Origin of the sequence: Streptomyces sp. NPDC096046 (assembly GCF_040303285.1) — a bacterium.
Taxonomy (GTDB): Bacteria; Actinomycetota; Actinomycetes; order Streptomycetales; family Streptomycetaceae; genus Streptomyces.
Window position 1 is genome coordinate 108,970 of sequence record NZ_JBEOSZ010000022.1, and the last position, 19,726, is coordinate 128,695.

At 69.4% G+C, this 19,726-nt stretch carries 20 protein-coding genes and 1 tRNA gene; 2 read left to right on the top strand and 19 right to left on the bottom strand.

The genetic code is table 11. The annotated features are described in order from the left end of the window. The 5 genes from ettA to ABTX62_RS20605 all read right to left on the bottom strand — a co-directional run bounded on the left by ettA (window position 1) and on the right by ABTX62_RS20605 (window position 8,090). Window positions 1-1,665: an energy-dependent translational throttle protein EttA gene (ettA, locus tag ABTX62_RS20585; RefSeq protein WP_352117503.1), complete on the bottom strand. Its 1,665-nt coding sequence runs from the start codon at window positions 1,663-1,665 to the stop codon at window positions 1-3. A gap of 535 nt (window positions 1,666-2,200) precedes the next feature. Continuing rightward, window positions 2,201-3,613: a Cys-Gln thioester bond-forming surface protein gene (locus tag ABTX62_RS20590; protein WP_352117504.1), complete on the bottom strand. Its 1,413-nt coding sequence runs from the start codon at window positions 3,611-3,613 to the stop codon at window positions 2,201-2,203. Window positions 3,614-3,892: 279 nt separating this feature from the next. Further along, window positions 3,893-4,369, bottom strand: a complete 477-nt coding sequence (locus tag ABTX62_RS20595) for a single-stranded DNA-binding protein (RefSeq protein WP_352117505.1) — start codon at window positions 4,367-4,369, stop codon at window positions 3,893-3,895. Window positions 4,370-4,652: 283 nt separating this feature from the next. Continuing rightward, window positions 4,653-6,479, bottom strand: a complete 1,827-nt coding sequence (locus tag ABTX62_RS20600) for a GTP-binding protein (RefSeq protein WP_352117506.1) — start codon at window positions 6,477-6,479, stop codon at window positions 4,653-4,655. 3 nt (window positions 6,480-6,482) lie between these two features. Next, the gene (locus ABTX62_RS20605) at window positions 6,483-8,090 is read right to left on the bottom strand and encodes a dynamin family protein (protein WP_352117507.1); all 1,608 of its coding nucleotides are present in this window, start codon (window positions 8,088-8,090) and stop codon (window positions 6,483-6,485) included. Between the two features lie 321 nt (window positions 8,091-8,411). Between ABTX62_RS20605 and ABTX62_RS20610 the strand changes: the two genes are divergently transcribed. Then, window positions 8,412-8,484, top strand: a tRNA-Arg gene (locus tag ABTX62_RS20610). 181 nt (window positions 8,485-8,665) lie between these two features. Here the strand turns inward: ABTX62_RS20610 and ABTX62_RS20615 are convergent. From ABTX62_RS20615 to ABTX62_RS20665, 11 genes are all read right to left on the bottom strand, one after another. Continuing rightward, window positions 8,666-10,060, bottom strand: coding sequence for a tyrosine-type recombinase/integrase (locus ABTX62_RS20615; RefSeq protein WP_352117508.1), 1,395 nt, complete (start codon window positions 10,058-10,060; stop codon window positions 8,666-8,668). Then, a complete protein-coding gene (locus tag ABTX62_RS20620; protein WP_352117509.1) occupies window positions 10,060-10,257 on the bottom strand; it encodes a helix-turn-helix transcriptional regulator in 198 nt (65 codons plus the stop codon). The genes ABTX62_RS20615 and ABTX62_RS20620 overlap by 1 nt, the downstream gene beginning before the upstream one ends. Continuing rightward, complete coding sequence (gene repSA / locus ABTX62_RS20625; RefSeq protein WP_352117510.1) at window positions 10,254-11,618, bottom strand: replication initiator protein RepSA; 1,365 nt, start codon at window positions 11,616-11,618, stop codon at window positions 10,254-10,256. Before repSA ends, ABTX62_RS20620 begins: the two co-directional genes overlap by 4 nt. Then, the gene (locus ABTX62_RS20630) at window positions 11,611-11,799 is read right to left on the bottom strand and encodes a hypothetical protein (RefSeq protein ID WP_352117511.1); all 189 of its coding nucleotides are present in this window, start codon (window positions 11,797-11,799) and stop codon (window positions 11,611-11,613) included. The genes repSA and ABTX62_RS20630 overlap by 8 nt, the downstream gene beginning before the upstream one ends. Window positions 11,800-11,886: 87 nt before the next feature. Beyond that, entirely contained in the window at window positions 11,887-12,204 is a 318-nt protein-coding gene (locus tag ABTX62_RS20635; RefSeq protein WP_352117512.1) for a SpdD-like protein, read from the bottom strand. Between the two features lie 16 nt (window positions 12,205-12,220). Beyond that, entirely contained in the window at window positions 12,221-12,376 is a 156-nt protein-coding gene (locus ABTX62_RS20640) for a hypothetical protein (RefSeq protein WP_104779910.1), read from the bottom strand. Window positions 12,377-12,389: 13 nt separating this feature from the next. Then, the gene (locus tag ABTX62_RS20645; protein ID WP_352117513.1) at window positions 12,390-12,581 is read right to left on the bottom strand and encodes a mobile element transfer protein; all 192 of its coding nucleotides are present in this window, start codon (window positions 12,579-12,581) and stop codon (window positions 12,390-12,392) included. A gap of 1 nt (window position 12,582) precedes the next feature. Further along, entirely contained in the window at window positions 12,583-12,777 is a 195-nt protein-coding gene (locus ABTX62_RS20650; RefSeq protein WP_352117514.1) for a hypothetical protein, read from the bottom strand. A gap of 19 nt (window positions 12,778-12,796) precedes the next feature. Beyond that, window positions 12,797-13,471 carry a DUF2637 domain-containing protein gene (locus ABTX62_RS20655; protein ID WP_352117515.1) on the bottom strand — a complete coding sequence of 225 codons (675 nt, stop codon included), beginning with the start codon at window positions 13,469-13,471 and terminating at the stop codon, window positions 12,797-12,799. A gap of 83 nt (window positions 13,472-13,554) precedes the next feature. After that, complete coding sequence (locus tag ABTX62_RS20660) at window positions 13,555-14,910, bottom strand: FtsK/SpoIIIE domain-containing protein (protein ID WP_352117516.1); 1,356 nt, start codon at window positions 14,908-14,910, stop codon at window positions 13,555-13,557. A gap of 2 nt (window positions 14,911-14,912) precedes the next feature. After that, window positions 14,913-15,266 carry an SCO3933 family regulatory protein gene (locus ABTX62_RS20665; protein WP_352117517.1) on the bottom strand — a complete coding sequence of 118 codons (354 nt, stop codon included), beginning with the start codon at window positions 15,264-15,266 and terminating at the stop codon, window positions 14,913-14,915. Window positions 15,267-15,598: 332 nt separating this feature from the next. On the opposite strand from ABTX62_RS20665, the gene ABTX62_RS20670 reads away from it, so the two are divergent. Beyond that, complete coding sequence (locus tag ABTX62_RS20670) at window positions 15,599-16,732, top strand: NsdA family TPR-like regulatory protein (RefSeq protein WP_352117518.1); 1,134 nt, start codon at window positions 15,599-15,601, stop codon at window positions 16,730-16,732. Here the strand turns inward: ABTX62_RS20670 and ABTX62_RS20675 are convergent. The 3 genes from ABTX62_RS20675 to ABTX62_RS37935 form a co-directional block, all read right to left on the bottom strand. Further along, window positions 16,716-17,510: an NUDIX domain-containing protein gene (locus ABTX62_RS20675; protein WP_352117519.1), complete on the bottom strand. Its 795-nt coding sequence runs from the start codon at window positions 17,508-17,510 to the stop codon at window positions 16,716-16,718. The genes ABTX62_RS20670 and ABTX62_RS20675 overlap by 17 nt on opposite strands. Window positions 17,511-18,178: 668 nt before the next feature. Then, window positions 18,179-18,898, bottom strand: a complete 720-nt coding sequence (locus tag ABTX62_RS20680) for a hypothetical protein (RefSeq protein WP_352117520.1) — start codon at window positions 18,896-18,898, stop codon at window positions 18,179-18,181. Beyond that, entirely contained in the window at window positions 18,898-19,719 is an 822-nt protein-coding gene (locus ABTX62_RS37935) for a DUF8453 domain-containing protein (RefSeq protein WP_502997984.1), read from the bottom strand. Before ABTX62_RS37935 ends, ABTX62_RS20680 begins: the two co-directional genes overlap by 1 nt. Between the last annotated feature and the right edge of the window lie 7 nt (window positions 19,720-19,726).

Here is a 19,726-nt window from a genome sequence, read left to right on the forward strand (position 1 = left end):
TCAGCCCCGGGTCAGCTTCTTGTAGGTGGCGCGGTGCGGACGAGCGGCGTCCGGGCCGAGCCGCTCGATCTTGTTCTTCTCGTACGACTCGAAGTTGCCCTCGAACCAGAACCACTTGGACTCGCCCTCGTAGGCGAGGATGTGCGTGGCGACCCGGTCCAGGAACCAACGGTCGTGGGAGACGACCACGGCCGCACCCGGGAACTCCAGCAGCGCGTTCTCCAGGCTGCTGAGGGTCTCGACGTCGAGGTCGTTCGTCGGCTCGTCGAGGAGCAGCAGGTTGCCGCCCTGCTTGAGGGTGAGCGCGAGGTTCAGCCGGTTGCGCTCACCGCCGGAGAGCACGCCGGCCGGCTTCTGCTGGTCCGGTCCCTTGAACCCGAAGGCCGAGACGTAGGCACGCGACGGCATCTCGACCTGGCCCACGTTGATGTAGTCCAGCTCGTCGGAGACGACCGCCCACAGCGACTTCTTCGCGTCGATGTTCTCGCGGCTCTGGTCGACGTAGGAGATCTTGACGGTGTCGCCGACCTTGATGGAGCCGGAGTCCGGCTCCTCGATGCCCTGGATCATCTTGAACAGGGTCGTCTTGCCGGCACCGTTCGGCCCGATGATGCCGACGATCCCGTTCCGCGGCAGCGTGAAGCTGAGGTCGTCGATGAGCAGCTTGTCGCCGAAGCCCTTGCTGAGGTTGCTGACCTCGACGACGATGCTGCCCAGGCGCGGGCCCGGCGGGATCTGGATCTCCTCGAAGTCCAGTTTCCGCATCTTGTCGGCCTCGGCGGCCATCTCCTCGTAGCGGGCCAGACGCGCCTTGGACTTGGCCTGACGCCCCTTGGCGTTGGACCGCACCCACTCCAGCTCTTCCTTGAGCCGCTTCTGCCGCTTGGCGTCCTTCTGGCCCTCGACCTTGAGGCGGGCGGCCTTGGTCTCCAGGTACTTGGAGTAGTTGCCCTCGTAGGGGTAGAGGCGACCGCGGTCGACCTCGCAGATCCACTGGGCGACGTTGTCGAGGAAGTACCGGTCGTGGGTGACCGCGACGACGGTGCCCGGGTACTTGGCCAGGTGCTGCTCCAGCCAGTTCACCGACTCGGCGTCGAGGTGGTTGGTGGGCTCGTCGAGCAGCAGCAGGTCGGGCTGCTCCAGCAGCAGCTTGCACAGCGCGACGCGGCGGCGCTCACCTCCGGACAGGTTGGTGACGGGCCAGTCGCCGGGCGGGCAGCCCAGCGCGTCCATGGCCTGCTCCAGCTGGGCGTCCAGGTCCCACGCGTTGGCGTGGTCCAGGTCCTCCTGGAGCTTGCCCATCTCGTCCATGAGCTCGTCGGTGTAGTCGGTCGCCATCTGCTCGGCGATCTCGTTGAACCGGTCGAGCTTGCCCTTGATCCCGGCGACGCCCTCCTGGACGTTCTCCAGGACGGTCTTGTCCTCGGTCAGCGGCGGCTCCTGCTGCAGGATGCCGACGGTGTAACCGGGAGTGAGGAAGGCATCACCGTTGGACGGCTGCTCGAGGCCGGCCATGATCTTGAGGATCGTCGACTTGCCGGCGCCGTTCGGGCCGACGACGCCGATCTTCGCCCCCGGCAGGAAGCTGGTCGTCACGTCGTCGAGGATCACCTTGTCGCCGTGCGCTTTGCGCGCCTTGCGCATGGTGTAAATGAACTCAGCCAAGAGAAACCGTCCGGCAGCTTGAAACTGGCAGTGGGCAGATACACCCCATCTTGCCGTACCGCCACCCCTGGGTGGAAACGCGTATGAGCGGGGGGCTGTGACCTGGGGGTTCGTGGTTGACGGCCGAGACTCGTTTGTCACTGTCGGTCGCCGTTGGTCGGCCTCGGGCACCCTCGCACGGCCCAGGGATGATCACTTGACGGCATCTTGCGCAGGCCGCCGGGGTAGGTCGTCACGACCTGGAGGGAAGAGGCGAACGAGGTCGTCGCCCCGCGCATCGGCCCGCCCCTTCTGCCCGTGGTGCAGTGGCCGGACGCCGGAACCGAGGCAGACCCCCGTGGCCTGCACCGAGCACCACCCTCCTCGCGACGGCAGTGTCATGTTCCGCGGCGGCGTATCGATGAGACCCACCGCCTCCTCGCCGTCGTCACGGTCCGCCTGGACGAGGAGGTCGTGCTCTTCTTCGGCTGATCACCGAGATGCAGCCGCCGCCGTCAGCTGACCGAGCTGTCCGTCGACCGGCCGTTCGCCGTCGTCACTCCCCCGCCGCCTCCCTGCGACGCAGCACGATCAGGGTGGTTCCACCGATCAGGACCAGACCGATCGCGACGCCCGCGATCAGGGGGGTGATGCCGGAGCTTCCCGTTTCGGCGAGGTTGGTGTCGGAGGCCGTGCCGCCCACGGTCATCGGGCTCGGTTCACTGAGGGTCTGGGTGCTGGTGCTGGTGCCGGTGTCGCTGCCGCGGGTCCGGCAGTCCAGCGTGCCGGTGAAGCGCTTCTCGAAGCCGCCGGGGCCGTGGATGGTGAAGTCGTAGGCCTGGTCCTCCTGGAGGGGGACCGTCACCGTGCGGGACTCGCCCGCGGCGACGGTGTGTTCCAGACCGGCCAGCTCGAACGTGAACGGCTCGTCGCCCTTGTTGGACGCGATGATGTCGACCCCGCCCCCGGCGCAGTCCTTCGCCGCCGTCAGCGCCGGGGCCGGCCCCTGCTTCGCCCAGGTGGCCCCGGCCGTCGCGGACACCGTCGACTCGCTGGAGCCGGCCAGGATCTGCGTCTGGCTGCGGCTCTCGGAGGTGAAGGCACGGCCGACCGGCACGGTGGTCGACGCCTGCACGGTCAGTTCCGCCGTGCCCGCCGCCGCGTCCTCGGGCACCTCGAAGAACACCTGCCCGCCGTCGGACGTCGTGGTGACGGCCTTGCCCTGCTTGTCGACGATCCGTATCCCGCTGGTCGCGGCGTCCGCGGGCGGGGTGACCGTCGCGCTGCCGGCGTTGGTGCGCACCGTCACCGGACCGAGCCGCTCGCCCGGCCGACCGGAGACCGCGGACGGCTCGACGGTGAGCGAGGCGCGGGGCTCGGGCAGACTGCGGGCGCTCTTCTCCAGGTAGTCCGCGAGCTGTTCGGCCTGCGGGTCGAGGGCGTCGACGGCCACGTCGTCCGAGTAGCGCCAGATCGCCACCTGCGTACCGGCCGCGGCGTCCTGCTCCGTCATCGCACCGCGCACGCCCGCCTTTCGCGCCAGCGCCGCGAGGTCGTTCACCTGCGGGTAGGAGTTCTGCAGGATCCAACGGATCTTGCCGGCGTCCTTGTTGACGCCCAGGGACGTGCCGCTCCACGGCGTCTCGTGGTATTTGGCGTCCCGCTGGGTCGGGTTGTGGAGGTCGACGCAGTACGTCTGGAGCATGCCGCCGCCGTCGACGGACATCTCGAACAGGCCCGCCGGGATCTCCTGGTCGCCGGTGCCGGCGTGTATGACGGCCGCGCCGTACGTCTTGAGACCGCCTATCGTCGCGGCCGCTCCGCCCTGACTCTGCGTCGTCTCGTCGGCGGCCGCCCGGCCGGCACCGGCCAGCCCGCCGGCGGCGACGAGCCCGGACACCACCGTCGCGGTGGCGAGGCGAGCAGCCCCTCGCCTTCGCAGGAACAGCTCAGAGAACGAAGCAAGCACCAAATTCCCTTTCGAGCAGGACCCGTTACGTGGGGGGACGGTCCCACCTGCAGAATCAGAAGCCTCACCGGACGCAAGAGCCCCGAGAGCCATGTCCGGCATCCTAGGGACGCGGGGGGCACCGCCCGCCGATCAGACGGTCGGACGAGTGATCCGACTCGGAATCGTTATCGCCAAGTCCGCAGGTGGGCAGGGCTTATCGACAAATCCACCCCTTACTGTTCGGTGCAGTCTCGTCGATAAGCCGCAGTTCAGGCAGTCGCCGTCGACGACGGACTGTCACGCCAATACGACTGCTCCCGCCTCGTGTTGAGACTGTTTGCCCGCCGGGTCCACGGAATCCGGCGCTGGTGTCTCCCAGTTGGGCTCCGGCTGCGTCGCCGAGGGCCCGGTCTCGCTCTTGGCGACACGCCTGAAGGCCGAGGTGCCCCAGGCCAGATCGTGGCCGATCGCCACCGCGTCGATGTCCGCCGACGTCCAGTTCTGCCCCTCGCGCACGTCGGTGCGCACCTTCAGCCTGCCCTGCACGATCACGGGCTCTCCGACCGTCAGCGACGCGGCCGTGTTGGTGGCCAGTTGCCGGTTGGCCCACACCGTGAAGAAGTTGGTGTGCCCGTCCGTCCAGGTGTTCTTCTCGCGGTCCCAGTAGCGCGCGGTCACCGCCAGCCGGAACCTCGCCGACGGGCCGGACGCCATCTCCCGGTACACCGGCTGCGTCGCCACCCTGCCGACCGCGCACACCATCGTCTCGTTCATGCGAACCCCTCCCTCGCCCGGACCACGGCACCCGCACCGGGCCGACACGCGTACGGGCCCGTCCCGTACGGCTGTGTCTGCCAGACTGCCGCCGCCGGGCCGAACCCGCTGAGCGCTGTGGACCACCCCCGCCCTGTGGACAACGCCGCCACCCACAGGGATGACACCGGATGGCCCCCAAGCCGGGACGACGGCACCCGCGCGGCCCGTCACTGCCGCCCCGACCCGGAGTCACCGCCCACCCGGCGCCTCACCATTCCCCCACCCCCTCACCGTCACGGCCTCACCGCCCCGCGTCCACCACCCTCCCGTACTGCTCGCGAACCTCCCGGTACCGCAGCAGCTCCGCCGCCACCGGGTCCAGGACCCGGGCCCTCCCGCAACCGGCCGCCGCCTCCCGCAACCGGCGTTCGGCCTCCAGGCCGTAGCGCCGGGCCGGGCCACGGGCCGCCAGCCGGCAGCTCCACTCGATGAGCGGGCCGCCGACGATGCCGATCACCATCAGCAGCACCGGCACCCCCAGGTTCGGCGACATGACCCCGACGATCTGCCCCAGCAGCCACAGCCCGCCCAGGAACTGCAGGATCGTCATGGACGCCTGGGTCAGTACGGCCACCGGCCACCACCCCGGCCGCGGTGGCCGCCCCGTCGGCACGCCCGCCCGCACGGTCAGTTCGTCCAGCGCCTCGGGCAGCCCCTGCGAGCCGCGGACGGCCGCCTCGCGCACCGCCTGCGCCCAGGGCGCGGGAAGCCCTGCCGAGGCCCGGTCGGTGACGGTCCGCACCGCCTGCTCGACCCGCTGACGGGCGGTGGCCTCCTCGTCGGCCTGCGTGCGCGACGGGAGCCGGCCCGTGGTGGGCTCGCCGCGGTCCTGGTACCAGCGCCACAGCCGCAGCCAGGGGGTGCCGCAGGCGCGGTTGGCGTTGCGCAGCCAGGCGCGTTCGGCCGCCTCGCCCGCCGCCGTGGCGCCCACCGCGTCCGCGAGCCGGTCGGAGAACTCCTCCCTGGCCTGTTCGCTGAGCCCGGTCCGCCGCTGGGTGGCGTAGACGGGCCACAGTCGCGCCGCCGCCATGTCGACGTCGGCCGAGATACGCCGGGCGGGCGCTCCCCGCTCGGACACGAACTGGCCGAGCGCCTCCCGCAGCTCTCCGACGCCGTCCCCGGTGAGGGCGGACAGCGCCAGCACGGTCGTGCCCGGTTCGCCGTATTCGCCGAGGGCGATACCGTCCTCGTCGAGGAGCCGCCGCAGATCGTCGAGGACCTGCTCGGCGGCTTCGCCGGGCAGCCGGTCGACCTGGTTGAGAACCACGAACATGACCTCCGCGTGCGCCGCCATCGGCCGCAGATAGCGCTCGTGGAGGACGGCGTCGGCGTACTTCTCCGGGTCGACGACCCAGATGACCGCGTCGACGAGCGCCAGGATGCGGTCCACGTGCTCGCGGTGCTGTACGGCCGCGGAGTCGTGGTCGGGCAGGTCGATCAGGACGAGTCCGCGCAGCGGCGACTCGCCGTCCCCGGTCGGCAGCGGTCGGCGGCGCAGCCGGGGCGGGATCCCGAGCCGTTCGATGAGGCCGGCGGCCCCGTCGCTCCAACTGCACGCGAGGGGGGCGGCGGTGGTGGGACGGCGTACGCCGGTCTCCGAGATGGTGACCCCGGCGAGCGTGTTGAACAGCTGCGACTTGCCGCTGCCGGTGGCGCCCGCGATGGCGACGACGGTGTGCTGCCCGGAGAGCCTGCCGCGCGCCGACGCCTCGTCGAGCACGCGGCCGGCCTCCGAGAGGGTCCGGCTGTCGAGGCGGGTGCGGGAGAGCCCGACGAGTTCCCGCAGGGCCTCCAGCCGGGAGCGCAGGGGCCCCTCGTACACCAGCGGGGTCACCGTCGGAGGGACGGCGGAGCGGTGGTCCGTCATGGGGAACCGGTCTCCTTCGGCTGTCTCGTTGACCCGGCGCGCGATGAGCCCGTCGTCCCAGGCCTCCGCCGCGTCGGTACGCGCCGCGCGCTCGCCGCCCGAGGCGCCCCGGGAGGGGCTCTTGGCGGACCTCGTCCTGCCTGCCTCGTCGTCCGGCTGATCGGCGTGGTCCGTGGGGTCGTGGTCAGTGACGGCGGTCACCGGTCACCTCTCCTTCTGCAGTACGGACAGCGCGGCGATGAGTTCGGCCTGGGGCTCGGCGTGGACGTCGAGCCCGTCGAGCGGGGCGAGCCGGCGCTCGCGTTCGGCGTACAGGACCCGGTCCACGTGCTCGGTGAGCAGCCGCCCGGCGCGGTCGCGCAGCCGCAGCGCCCCGTGGGCGCCGATCCGCTCGGCGAGCCCTTCCCCGGCCGTCCGGCCCCGGCGGCCGCCCAGCAGGGAGGTGGCGACCAGGGCGGCCACCAGTTCGGGGTCGGGTGCGAGGTTGCGGTCGAGTTCGCGCACCTCGTCCTCGGCGTGCTCCTCCAGTTCGCGGCGCCAGCGGCGTACAGCGAGGCCGATGCGGTGATCGGCGCTGTCCGCGCCGGTGTCGCGTGCGGCGAGTTCCGGCGCGGCGGAGGCCGGTTCGCGGCGCCAGGCGTCGTCCACGCGCTCGTCGGCGGCGGTCACGGCGCACAGCAGCAGCGCGCTGAGGCTCTCGCCGAGCGCGTCGAGGAGTTCGGCCGCGGTGCAGTCCAGGGGGAAGGCGCGCCAGCGCTTGAGCGCGTCCCCGGCGAGGACCGCGCCGCTGTGCAACCGGCCCCGCACGCGCGCGTGCTCGCTGCCGTACGCCCCTTCCACGGCGGCGGTGAGCCGCAGGGCGGCGGCGTGCTGCGCGGCGGCGGCACCGGCGAGCTCGGGCATCCGGGACTTGAGGGAGTCGAGGACGCCGTACGCCGTGCGGGCGAGGACGTGCTGCCGGGACGCGGGATCCTGGGTCTGGTGGACCAGCCAGGTGCGCAACTGGGCGACGGCGGAGGCCGGCAGGAGCCCGCCGCCCCAGGCGGACTCGGGCAGTTCGGGCACGGTGAAGCGCGGCACCTCGCCGAGTCCGGCCTTGGTGAGCAGGGCCCCGTACTGCCGTGACACCTCGTGGACGACCTGGTGGGGCACGCGGTCGAGGACCGTCACGAGGGTGACGTCGTATTCCTTGGCGGTGCGCAGCATGTGCCAGGGGACGGCGTCGGCGTAGCGGGCGGCGGTGGTGACCATGACCCAGATGTCGGCGGCGCAGATGAGTTCGGCCGCCAGGACGCGGTTGTCGGCGACCAGGGAGTCGATGTCGGGTGCGTCGAGGAGGGCGAGGCCGGGCGGCAGGCTCTCGGCGGTCTCGACGCGCAGCACGCGCGCGGGGTTCTCGCCGGGGAGCAGCAGGTCGTCCGTGGAGTCCGACTGGGGGACCCACACGCGGGTCAGGTCGGGCAGCACCCTCATCCCGCTGAACCAGTGATGGTCCTCCGGATGGCAGACCAGTACGGGGGTGCGTGTCGTCGGCCGCAGCACGCCCGCCTCGCTGACCCGCCGTCCTACGAGGGAGTTCACGAGCGTCGACTTCCCGGCTCCGGTCGACCCGCCCACGACGGCCAGAAGCGGCGCTTCGGGCTCCCGCAGGCGGGGCACCAAGTAGTCGTCGAGCTGCGCGAGGAGTTCGTCGCGGTTGGCACGCGCGCGTGGGGCCCCCGCCAGGGGCAGCGGGAAGCGTGCGGCGGCGACACGGTCGCGCAGGGCGGAGAGTGCGTCGAGCAGCTGAGGCCGTACGTCCAAGGTCACCACATGTGAAGAATGCCCAATTTTAGGGGAATTCTGAAGCATATGAGCATGTCTGCGCGCCGATAGAACACAAGGGACGGAAGGGACGACTGGGACACAGGCGCACCGCAGGCATAACGAGTGCACAACACCCGATGCCTCTGACGCCAAAAGCGATGCACGATTCGTACCTGCCTGCGATTATCAGGACCGCTTCACTGAACCTCCACATCGAGCCACGGAGGGGAAGCAACAGGGACAAGGACGCGGGAGCCCTATCCTTGTCCCCGGCAACGTCACGGATCAGCCCACACCCGGGCACCACGACAGAGGCCACCACACCCGGCCCCCGTAGCTCAGTGGATAGAGCAGGCGCCTTCTAAGCGCTTGGCCGCAGGTTCGAGTCCTGCCGGGGGCGCAAGTCTCCGCCCTCCCTTTGGGGAGGGCTTTTTGCTGGTCAGGGCACATGCCAGGCGGTACGGCGAAGCCCCGGACTCCCCCTTGATGATCAAGGGCGGGCTCCGGGGCTGTCCGGCTGTTACCGGGTTTTTGCGGGTGGCCGTGTCGAATACGTGTCGAAGTTTCTGCGGGCCGCGAGGTCAGTCGGCGGACGGCCGCTCGGGGAGATCTCCGGCAGCTTCGAGCCGCCTCTTCAGGTCGGGCAGCTGGCCCTCGACGCAACGGGCGTAGGTCGCCAGGAGCACGGCAACGCTGTTCCCGGCCCACTCGGCCACCTGGGCGGGCGGGATCCCGTCATTCAGCCACTTCGTCAGGCGCGTGTTCCGGTTGTCGTAGACGCGCCGTCCGGTGGGCGACTCGAAGACGTGCGGGGGCAGTACGGCCTTACGGGCGTTGCGCCACGCCCGACGGATGACGGAACCGGCGAGGATGCCGCCGGACTCGCCTTGGAACAGCAGGTCACCCGGCTTGAGCTGTTCGTCCTCGATGTGCTGCCGCAGGATGCGCGTCAGGGCAGGATGCCCCGGGACAGTGCGCGTCTCGCCCTCCGCACGGCCTTTCAGGTCACGTTGCTCGTGGATCTCCCCCGTGTCTGTCCACTGCTTTCCGACCTCTGGGGTTGCGGTGTGGAACAGCAGCTCGCACCACTGGTCGGCGGCGTCGGGCTCGGGCAGGGCCACGTCCTCCACCCGCATCGCTACGGCTTCCTCGGGCCGTGGACCGCAGTAGTAGAGCGTGGCGAAGAAGGCGTGAAGTCGCTCGCCGCCGCGCGGCCGGCGCCGTATCCAGTCGAGGATCGCTGCTGCCTGCTCCGGGTTCAGCAGTGACCGTTTGTCCACGGCGTTCGTGGTCTTTACGGCGGCCGTGGACTCCTTGCCCTTGGGAAGCGGGTTGGTCCGCAGGATGCGCCGCCGGACCGCGTACTTCATGGCGACGTTGAGGATCCGGCGGTTGCGCTTGCGGGACCAGGCCGCCGCCTGCTTGCCGTCGAGCCGCGTGTCGATGGCGCGCAGGACCTGGTCGACCTTCTCCGGGTCCTCCCAGGCCGAGACGGGCAGGGAGTTCCGCTCGACCCATCGGAGGATGGCCACCACGTCTCGGGGTGCGTCGGGGCGTCGGTTGGTGTTGAACGCCCACTCACGCAGAGCGGTGCGCACAGCCGCGGGCGCGAACTGGGTGGGCTTGGCCCGCAGCAGCGCGATGGTGGTCGCCGTAAGGGTCTTGGCCATGTTCTTGCGGCTGTTGCCGCCGAGCTGAGGCCACCCGGCATCCACGTACTCGACGGTGAACTTGTACCAGCTCATGGCAGCCGACTTGGAGCGGTGGGAGACCGGGAGTCCGGTGGCGATGACGAACGCCTCGCCCTTGCCGGTGGCCCGGATGAGTTCGGAGCGGAAGCCTTCGGCGAGCGCGACGGTGTCGAAGGGCTCACGCCAGCGCTTCCCCGCGACGACCCAGCGCACGGTGTACGTGGTCTTCCGGGCGCCCTTGTAGGTGAGGATCTTGTAGACCTTCACGTCGTACGTCGTCTCCATCAGGCGGCGTCCTCGCGGTCGTCGAGCCAGTGGTCGAGGTCGCTCCGTCGGATCCGAAGGTCGCCGTTCGGGAGCTTGATGCAGCGCGGTGCGCGACGCTTGGCCCGCCAGTCGTAGAAGGTCGAGCGCGAGACGCCCAGTTCCTCGCAGACGTCCGCGAGGGTGAGCATGGTGCGCGTTCTGGTGGCCGTGGTCATGTACTGCTCCCTTCGCTGAGCAAGGCTTCGCGGGCGGTTTCGCGGTTGAGCTGGAGGTCGCGAGCGATGGTGGCCGCGAGGGCGGATTCGCCGGGGGTGTGGCCGTGTCCGGCGTACTGCCAGTCGGCCAGGACCAGGACGGTGTCCGGCTCACGGTCGTCCAGGCCGAGGGCGGCGTGTTCCTGGGCGGCGCGGTAGTCGGCACGGGCCTGGCGGAGGGCGCCGAGGGTGGTGGAGTAGCGGCGGGACTTGGAGGAGAAGTGGCCGCGGAAGCCGAGCATGTGAGCCCAGGCCCACAGGCGCCGGTCCGGGTAGAGCGGGTCGAGCTGCTTGCAGGCTTCGATGAGGCGGCGGGTGTGGTCTGGGACGCCGTGGCGGTCGAGCTCGGAGAGTTCGCCGATGCGGCGGTCCAGGGACCCGGTGGTCTCGGCGGCCTTGGTGGCGTACTTGGCCACGTAGGACGCGACAGCCTGTTCGGTGATCTGCGCGCCGTCGTCGAAGGCCTTCACTGGCCGGACGTCGAGTTGCGTGCCCCAGCGGAAGGTACGGGCCGGTTGGTCCTCGGCGGCCGGGAGGGAGACCGACGTGTAGGAGTGCGCGGCAGCTGCACGGATCGAGTCGGCGAGGAGGTCGACCGTCGCCCAGTCGGGCGGCGGGGTATCGGGTCCGTCGGGGCCGTCTATGCGGATCACGGCGTGGAAGTGCACGGCGCCGCGTTTCTGGAACTCGGCGACCTTGCCGTACGACAGGCGGGCGCACTCCTTCAGCTCCCGCTGGGTGATGCCGGCGCGGGCGGCGATCTCGCGGCGGAGCCGGTTGGTGAAGCGCTGCCAGAGCTGCCCGGCGTGGTTGTTGAACAGCACGGCGCCCGCGTAGTCGTACGTCGCCGCATCGAGGGCCGTGCCGAGGGCGGGATCGTCGGCGGCGTGGTGGGTGCCGCAGCCGCAGACTCCTCGGTCGGGACGGTTGTGGACCGGGCCGAACGACGGCGCGGTGAGGGTGGCGAAGACCCGGGGGTGGTCGCGGACGGTGGCGGGGATGTCGCGTCGGTTGTCCCCGGCCAGGCCCGCACGGATCAGGTGGTAGGTGTCGCCCGCGTAGGTCCAGGCGCAGGAGGGGCAGCGGGAGGCGCGGCGGTTGCCGCAGGCGACTCGGAGACGGCCGCCCGGCTCGTTCGCGGTGGTGTAGTGGTGCAGGGTCTCGCCGGTGGTCTTGTCCTTCTGGATCGTCCAGCCGGTGAGGTGGATGGGGTCGGCGCAGCCGCCGGTGCGGCGGATCTGCTCGTGCCAGCGGTCATAGTCAGAGGCCGAAGCCACCCTCAGCAGGTCGCCGAGGGTGGTCGGGTCGAGCAGGTCAGGCACGCGCAGCCTCCCGGACGCGGCGGGCGGGAACGGTGCCCTGGCCGTGGCAGGCGGGGCAGTTGGCGGTGAGCGTGGGCAGGTGGCCGTGCCGGTCGCGGCTGCCGGTGGTGATGGCGGCGGTGGCGAAACCGTCGCAGTTCGGGCAGATGCGGGGCGTCGGTGTGGCGGTGGGGTGCGGCATGCTGGGGGTCCTTCCGGTTCATTGGGTCGGACAGGGACGGCGCCCGGAGCGGACGGACTTGGCGGTTGAGGCCGCTCCGGGGGCCGGTCAGCGGCGCTTCGTCTCCGAGGCGAGGAGCGAGCGCAGGACGACGGCGCAGACGGCGACCGAGGCGCCGGTGATGGCGACGGCCAGGAGCATGGAGACAAGGACGGCGCCGACGACCAGGACCACGGCGGTGCCGCCGCCGACGAGGGCCAGCGCGGTGCCGGGGGTGAGCTGCACTGTCGGTCGGGACGGGGCCGGGGCGACCGGGGCGGGCGGCGGGGTCTGAGCGGCCGGGACGATGCGGGTCGGCTCGACCACGGCGGGCGGTGTGACGTGGCCGGTCGGCGTGGGCATGGTCGGGATCTTCGGGCGGAACATCAGCGGTTCTCCTCGGCTACTTGATGAAGGTGTCGATGGCGGGGGCCAGGACGCTGTCGGCGAGGAGGAAGCCGCCGAGCAGCAGGACGGCGATGAGCCAGGCGGGCGGGCGGATGAGCTTGACGCCGAGGTAGCCGACGACGAGCAACGCGAGCCAGAGCGGTACTTCCATGGCGGAGGGCCTCCTAGCGGACGCGGCAGCGGTGGGTGCGGGCGGCGAGCTGGGCGGCGGACTGGCTGGAGTAGTCGGAGGACCAGCCGCAGCGGTCGGCGGTGCACACGGCGGCGTACTTGGTGCGGCCGTGGCGGTCGCGGTGGGTGCCGATCTGCACCGGGCCGATGCGCATCACGGAGTGGAAGTGGTCGCGGGCGGGCATGTCAGTCGGTCTCCTTGCGGGTCGGGGCCGGGTCGGGGAAGGCGGCGCGGATACCGGCGGCGGTGGCCGGGTCGGCGGTGCGGCGGGCGGCTTCCTCGGCGAGCAGGTGGGCGAGGAGGGGCCGGTTCGCGGCGGCCATCTCGCGGGCGGCGTCGAGGTGGTCGGCGGCGGTCAGGTCGGCCGGGTCGCTGGTCATGGCGTTTCTCCGGTCGGTGTCAGGCGAGTTGGGCGGCGATGGCGTCGGCGAGCTGGGGCGGGACGCCGAGGCGGGCGCGCAGGGTGTCGGTGTCGATCGGTGTACCGGTGCGGGCGTGGTGGTCGTCGGCGACCTTGCGGGCGTGGTCGACCAGCGCGGCCGGGACCGGTACAGCCGGAGCAGCGGCGACCGGGGCAGGCTCCGCTGCGGGAAGGGCCGGGGTGTCGTCGACCGCCGGAATCGGCTCGGGCGCCGGTTCGGTCTCGGCAACCGGCTCAGGGTCCGGCTCGGAGACCGGGGCCGCGGGTGCCGGCGGATCCGGCACCGGGTCTGTGGCGGAGTGGGCGAGGAGCGTGCCGCCCATGAACGCCAGGGCGGGCCAGGCGGCGACGAGGATGCGCAGCCAGGCCGGGACGTCGGTCAGGTCGAGGAGTCCGGCGGTGGCGACGTTGGCGCCCAGCGAGGCCACCAGGGCGATGACGAACCAGCACCAGGCCAGCCCGGACGGGCCATCGACACGGAGTCGGCGCCAGGCAGCGACCAGGAGCAGGTCCACCGAGATCGGGTAGGCCCAGGCTTTCCAGCCGTCCTGTCCGGCAGCGGCGGCCAGGTCGTGCAGGTGGGCGAAGGACAGCGCCCCGGCGATGACGGCCTGGACCAGGACGGCATCTATGCGGAGAGCGGGGCGGGCCATCACGGCTCCTTCCTGTGATGAGGCATGGCGGGGGTAGGGACCTGGCGCGAGGCGGTCGCGCCGACCGGTGAAGCAGGGGAAGGTCAGGCGGTGGCGGGGGCTGTCTTGGACAGCGGCACCCGGGCCGAGGGCAGCGCGGCGACCGCGGGCCGGTAGGCGGCCAGGGCGGGCACGTCGGGGGTGCGGTCGGCGTACTTGTTACAGGTGTTCACGGCCTGGCGCAGCGAGGTGTGCGGGGCGCGGATGCGGTGCCAGCCACCGGTCGAGTCACCGGCGATCGCGATGCCGCGTGTCTCGGCGGGGATCTGGATGGCGGCCAGGACGGCGTCCGGGGAGATATCGCCGAAGGCCATGTTCGCGCTCGTTTCGTCGTTGACGCGGTGCGCGGTGCGGCCGGTGAGTTGGGCGCGGAGCATGGTGATGCCCTTGCCGAGTTCGGAGCCGAAGCGCTGTCCGCAGACCTCCAGGTAGATGCCGGCCGCACGGCCGAGCTGGGCGAGACGGACCAGCGCGGTGATGATCCGGTCCCGGCGCTTCTCCTCATCCTTGCTGGCGAACAGGGCGAGTTCGGCGACCTCGTCGACCAGGACCACGACCGGGACGGGTCGGATGTCGTCGGGCAGATCCCAGATGTCAGCGGCGATCTCCGCATCCGGCACGGCGACACTGATGCGCTGCTCAGCCCGGATCAGCTGGTAGACCTCCTCCATGTGAGACACCAGAGCTTCGAGCAGTGCCAGCGCGGAGTCCGGGTTGTCGGCCAGAGCGGAGAACCGGCGGGCCAGCGGGAACAGCTCAACGCCTTGCTTGCAGTCGATGCCGACCAGGGCGACGTCCATCGGGGCGAGCCCGGCGACCAGGTTGCGCTGGTAGACGGACTTGCCGGACTCCGTGGCCCCGAGGGTCAGACCGTGCGGGACGGCGGGGTAGTCGCGGTAGTGCACCGAGCCGTCCTCCCGCAGCGCAACCGGAACCCGCATCGGACGCGTGTCGACCTTGGCGGGCATCTGGACCTGCTTGAGCACGTCGTAGCCGGTCATCCGCACCTCAACCACACCGGAACGGACCTCGCGGGAGGTCACGCCGAACATCCCGAAGGAGTGCCGCAGCCGGTCCGTCGAGGCCGCCACGTCGAAGGCGTCCTGGCCCGGTCGGAGCTTGAGCCGCAGGACCAGGCCGGTCCGGGTGGGCCGCAGTCGCAGGATGCGCGGCACACGGGACTCCGGCACCGGACGGTTGGCTACCCGGGCCAGGGCCAGCCGCCAGCGTGAGGGCGGGACCGTCAGGCCGCAGGCGTCCATGACCGAGGTGTACCGGACCAGGACCCGCACCGTGGCGACGAGGACCCCGAAGGTCAACCAGTACCAGGCGGGGCGCCGCCACCGCAGGAGACCCGCAGCGGCGACGACCACAACCACAGCGACCATGAACCAGGTCATGATCAGGCCGCCTCTGATGCCGAACCGGTGGCGGCCAGCGAAGTGACGGCGACCGCACGGAACGCGATGCCGTGCCGCATCTGGCCGTTGAACTCGTTCTCCCACGGCCGGGCGATCAGCCCCGTCAGAGCGACCGGGGTGCCCATGGCCAGGTCACTGGAGATACCGGGCTCCGGGACGGTGATGGACAGGATCTCTACTTCGTCGTTGGCCGCGAACATCACGTCCACGGTCATCAGCTTGACGCCGTCGGCGTCGATAGCGATCTCGCCGGTACGACGGTCACGCACCTTGGGCTGCGGGGCCTTGGCGACCATCACGGTCGCGCCGGACGTCTCAACGGGGATCTGACGCATGATGGAACTCCTTTGCGAGGGGCGGGAGCGGCGTACTTGCTTGGCGGTGGGTCGCCGCTCTCGTGCATTGACAGATGGGTGCAGCAAAGCTGCGGGAGTGCGCCCCAACTGGTGCGCACCAGCAGGTTGCATCTGGTGCGCACCAGATGTCAACCGCTGTCGCTGCTTCGGCTTCTCAACTCGCCTTACTGCGACGGTTCTAGAGAACCGCCTCCGCCAACGCCCCGGTAGCCAACAGGGGTTAACACCTGACGCGTTAACCCCTGCCGACCTGCGGTGATCTAAGGCATGCTGCAATGAGGATCTCTGTAAGCCAGGCAGGGCGGCGCCACATGACGAACGGACTCAAGACAGCAAGGAGCGCACGGGAGTGGTCGCAAGAGCGGCTCGTTCGGGAGATCGAGCGCTATGCGCGACAACACATGCTCGACGTCGCATCAACAGCCAGCCTGCGCGTGTACGTCTCGGAGTGGGAGAACGGCCGGCGCTCCATCTCAGCCCGCTACGCGAAGATACTGCGAGCGCTGCTGGGCATCACGGACGACGAACTGGCGGGCAGGACAGAGTTGCTGGTGCCGGCCGCCACGACCGACGGATACGACGAGCTCATGGGACGTATCGACGCGGCTCGCAGCATCAGCGTGACCATGGTGAGCACGTTCATGGACCAAACGGAACTGCTCAGGACCGTAGACCGGCAGATGGGTGCAGCAAGTCTCGTCGACCAGATGACGGCCCACCTTGCGACGCTGGAGGACGCTCTCACCTTCGCCGTGCTGCCCGCGACACGGCGTCCAGTCGCACGCGCCTTGGCTGGAGCAGCGACACTGGCCGCCTGGCAAGCACTTGACGTCGGAGCCATCGAGCGAGCCTGGCGACACTACGAGTTGGGCAAGCGAGCTGCTCAAGAGGCCGAAGAGCCGATGTACCTGGCACACGCCACAGCCGAGCAGGCCTACGTACTCTGCGATGCCGGACGCGCACCCATGGCGGTCCAGCTGATACGCGAGGCCCAGCGACTCGGCGGAAAGGTCATGTCCCCACGCCTTACAGCCTGGCTGTACGCCGCGGAAGCCGAGATATGCGCCCGAGCGGGTATGCCCGACGACTGCAAGCGCGCGCTAGAGAGCGCGGCGCGCTCTCTGCCCTCGGGTGACGAAGCCCGTGACCCCGACATGCTGAGCATCTTTCTCAACGGCGGGCACCTCGCCAGATGGCGGGGTAACGCGCTGGCCCTGATCGGGGACGAAGAAGCGGTAGAAAGCCTCTACACGGCCCTGGACACCGCCGACTCGACGTTCATCCGGGCCTCCGCAGGTCTGCGTTGCGACCTGGCCCAGGCACACATAGCCCGCGGCGAGTACGACCAGGCGCACAAGCACCTCCGTCAGGCCCGCTTGATAGCGAACCGCACCGGGTCCGTACGCCAACGGCGTCGAGTCGAACAGCTCACACAGCGTCTGTAAGAGGAGCTTTAGCACCGCGTGCGGAGAGGACATGGAGCAGGGCGACGAGCGTGCCGGAGCCCATGAGTTCACCCCGCGCCATGAGGCCAGGAATGTCGGCGAGCGGCACCCAGGCGATGTGCCCGGCCTCCTCCAGATCGGACGGCTCACCAACGAGCTTGGCGCCCTTGCCCACGAAGATGTCGTGCGGTGAGTCGACCATGCCCACCATGGGTTGATACGTGACCACGTGCTCCAAGGAGTCCGGTCGCCAACCAGTCTCCTCCTCGACCTCGCGCAGCGCCGTCTCCAAGGAGTCCTCCCCCTCGTCGACGATGCCGCCCGGGAGCTCCCACCCGAACGAGTCGGGCACGAAGCGGTAGCGCCACATCATCAGGACACGGTCCTGGTCGTCGATGACGGCCGCGATGGCCACGTGATGAAGTTTCACGACGTGGTGCTCGAAGCGGTCGACCCCTGGCGGTTCGACGTCGACGAGGCTGAGCTTCACCCAGCGGTTGTCATACAGAGTCCGCTCGCCATGGATCTGCCACGGTTCGACATTCGCCGGCGCCTGGGTAGTCACAGACCGATCCGGCACCCGGTAGGAGCTGCGACCGTGTACCTCGATCGCACTCTCCGCAACTAGCTTGGCGAGCACCTGCCGTAGCGCGGTCCGGCCGATGGCCAGCTCTTCAGACAAGGTCCGCTCAGACGGGAGCTTGGAACCCGGCGGGTACTGTCCCGTCGCGATCCACTCGCGAATCGTGCGGTAGACCCGCTCCGACTTGGGTCCCATCCGGTTAGCACGCTCCCTGTCGTCCTCTTGTGTCGGCCGGCACAAGCGTAGCCCGGAGCCCACTCTCATGAGTAGGCACTGACGACGTGGGCGATCAGCAGCCAAGCCGAGGCAAGCGGCGTCGAGGCAAGGCGGCGTCAAGCATCTACCGGGACGGGACATGCACCCGATCACTGTCGCGGTAAGACTTTCCCTACTTCATCAAGCCCCGGCTGCGCTCCGCTCCGCCGGGCGCGCTTCCCGGCTCTGGCTGCGCCCGCTCTCCTGCCTTCGGCCCGCTCGGCGCTGCCGCCGCCGACGCGCGCCCACATGTGGATAGGGCCGGAAGCCATGAGTCGATCACCGCTTAGCGTGGCCCACGGTCAAGACAATGCCTCCGGCGGGGGATCGGCCGGCACCGGGATGGAGGGGCGCCGTTCCCGACTGCGGGTCCGTAGTGGCGTGCGCGGGGAGCTCCCATCCCGACCACCGTCGACCCAGGCAGAGCCGAGCAGACGTGGCCCATGGCGCCAGGTCGTTCGTACAGTGGCGCGCTCCACCTGGACGCCATGGGCCACGCCCGCTCCACGGTGTGTGGGTCGACGGCGGACGGGATGGGAGCAGGGAAGTGGTGGGGTAGGTAGTAATTCGGCTCTATGCCCGTACGTGTCCTGTCTCTGACAGGAGAATCATGTACCAGTGTTCGGGCCATCTCGCAATGTTTCGAGAACCTTCCGGCCGAGCCCAGACAAGGCATAACCGCGAGAGCTGTCGAGGAAAGTCATTCCGTTGGTGGCGTCCTCGGCCACGCCCAAATAAATCAGCTGCCGAAGAATGGCATAGGCGCCATCGGTCAAACCTGGATCTTTCTGGACTATATCCGATAGTCGCATGCCGTATTTGATAGCGTCGTCAGGTCGATCCGGGAGTGGTGTCGCTTCTTCCAAGACGGCCATCATCCTGATATGGGGCGCATCGAGGCCCGTAATCGCCTTGGCGATTAGCCCGCATATGTCAAGAGTTGCCGGGCTGTCATCTGTAATAGCCGCTGCTAACGCACGGGCGAGGGCATTCCTCTTCTGCTCCAGTGAGATATCCTGGGCCGCAAGTATTACCCGACTCGCGAGCTCCAATATTCCATCATCGGATATCAGGCGATCCACAACCGCGTCTTCGTTCACGCCGAGCGTTCGCGCAACATTCCTTAACACCTCACCGCTTCGGTGCAATCTGCGTTGGCGGACGTGTTCGATCAGCATCCCGGCGGCCGAACTTAGTACTGGGGCAGAGGAAGCCCCCATGACCCCACCAACGGGTCCGCCAACGGCGATTCCTGCACCAGTGGCGATTGCGGCGGCAATCGTGTCTACGGCACCCTTTTCCGCAATGCGCCTGGGTTCAGAAGTCACTACGAGCCACCATTATCCGCGCTTCGGCGCCCTGACTGGAGAGCGCGACTGATGCCCTGCATCGACTTATCGATTCCTTTTAGGGATGTGCGGATCTCCTTGACCTGGGACTCCATAGAAAGCGATGACGTGACCCACGTTTCACTCTGCATAAGATCGACGTCTAGATCAAATGTATCTGTATACTCTTGCTTCCCGTCCGCCGACTCGCATGAGATCGTGACTGTGACACGCCCTGGGGTTGGTTCCGAGTTGATGAAATGGTCCCCCTGGGGCTCTCCTACGTAATAGACGTTGCGGAGTTCAGTCCCTGGTGTCAACGTGGGAATTACCCTCGAATAGCGGCTCTTCAGGAAGGGTACAACGCTCTCTCGGGCCATGTCGGGAGGAGGGTCAGGAATCGCAGGATCGAAACTAACCCGTACGTTCTTCGCTACTGACGGCCCGTAATTTCGGATTACGAGATACAAGGTGCCACGGGACGGCAGCGCGTCGCGGAACTCCGCCGCCACCATTGGTCGACTCCTGCTGATGCTGTCACGTCGAGTCTGGAGCAATGTGCGAACACCATTCACGGCAGCGAACCATGCTGCACCAGCACCTGCTGCTCCGGCTGCTGCCGCCAACCATGCCGGACCGTTGGACATTACCGCCCCCACATTTCTCTGCCAGGACGGCGACCCTACCCACAGCGCCAAGTCCGCACCACAGGTACTCAAAATTTCCAACGAGCGACATCCAGTCGACTCACCTCGCATGGAGCCTGAGGCGGCTGCGACCACCACTCGACTGGTTGGTGCACATGCTTGCCGGGCATCCATCCCTGCA

Bases quoted from the DNA above. Each gene is read 5' to 3' on its own strand.
- ABTX62_RS20595 (WP_352117505.1), bottom strand. From the start codon at position 4,369: ATGAACGAGACGATGGTGTGCGCGGTCGGCAGGGTGGCGACGCAGCCG.
- ABTX62_RS20615 (WP_352117508.1), bottom strand. From the start codon at position 10,060: ATGGAGACGACGTACGACGTGAAGGTCTACAAGATCCTCACCTACAAG.
- ABTX62_RS20620 (WP_352117509.1), bottom strand. From the start codon at position 10,257: ATGACCACGGCCACCAGAACGCGCACCATGCTCACCCTCGCGGACGTC.
- ABTX62_RS20630 (WP_352117511.1), bottom strand. From the start codon at position 11,799: ATGCCGCACCCCACCGCCACACCGACGCCCCGCATCTGCCCGAACTGC.
- ABTX62_RS20635 (WP_352117512.1), bottom strand. From the start codon at position 12,204: ATGTTCCGCCCGAAGATCCCGACCATGCCCACGCCGACCGGCCACGTC.
- ABTX62_RS20640 (WP_104779910.1), bottom strand. From the start codon at position 12,376: ATGGAAGTACCGCTCTGGCTCGCGTTGCTCGTCGTCGGCTACCTCGGC.
- ABTX62_RS20645 (WP_352117513.1), bottom strand. From the start codon at position 12,581: ATGCCCGCCCGCGACCACTTCCACTCCGTGATGCGCATCGGCCCGGTG.
- ABTX62_RS20650 (WP_352117514.1), bottom strand. From the start codon at position 12,777: ATGACCAGCGACCCGGCCGACCTGACCGCCGCCGACCACCTCGACGCC.
- ABTX62_RS20655 (WP_352117515.1), bottom strand. From the start codon at position 13,471: ATGGCCCGCCCCGCTCTCCGCATAGATGCCGTCCTGGTCCAGGCCGTC.
- ABTX62_RS20660 (WP_352117516.1), bottom strand. From the start codon at position 14,910: ATGACCTGGTTCATGGTCGCTGTGGTTGTGGTCGTCGCCGCTGCGGGT.
- ABTX62_RS20665 (WP_352117517.1), bottom strand. From the start codon at position 15,266: ATGCGTCAGATCCCCGTTGAGACGTCCGGCGCGACCGTGATGGTCGCC.
- ABTX62_RS20670 (WP_352117518.1), top strand. From the start codon at position 15,599: ATGACGAACGGACTCAAGACAGCAAGGAGCGCACGGGAGTGGTCGCAA.
- ABTX62_RS20675 (WP_352117519.1), bottom strand. From the start codon at position 17,510: ATGGGACCCAAGTCGGAGCGGGTCTACCGCACGATTCGCGAGTGGATC.
- ABTX62_RS37935 (WP_502997984.1), bottom strand. From the start codon at position 19,719: ATGGATGCCCGGCAAGCATGTGCACCAACCAGTCGAGTGGTGGTCGCA.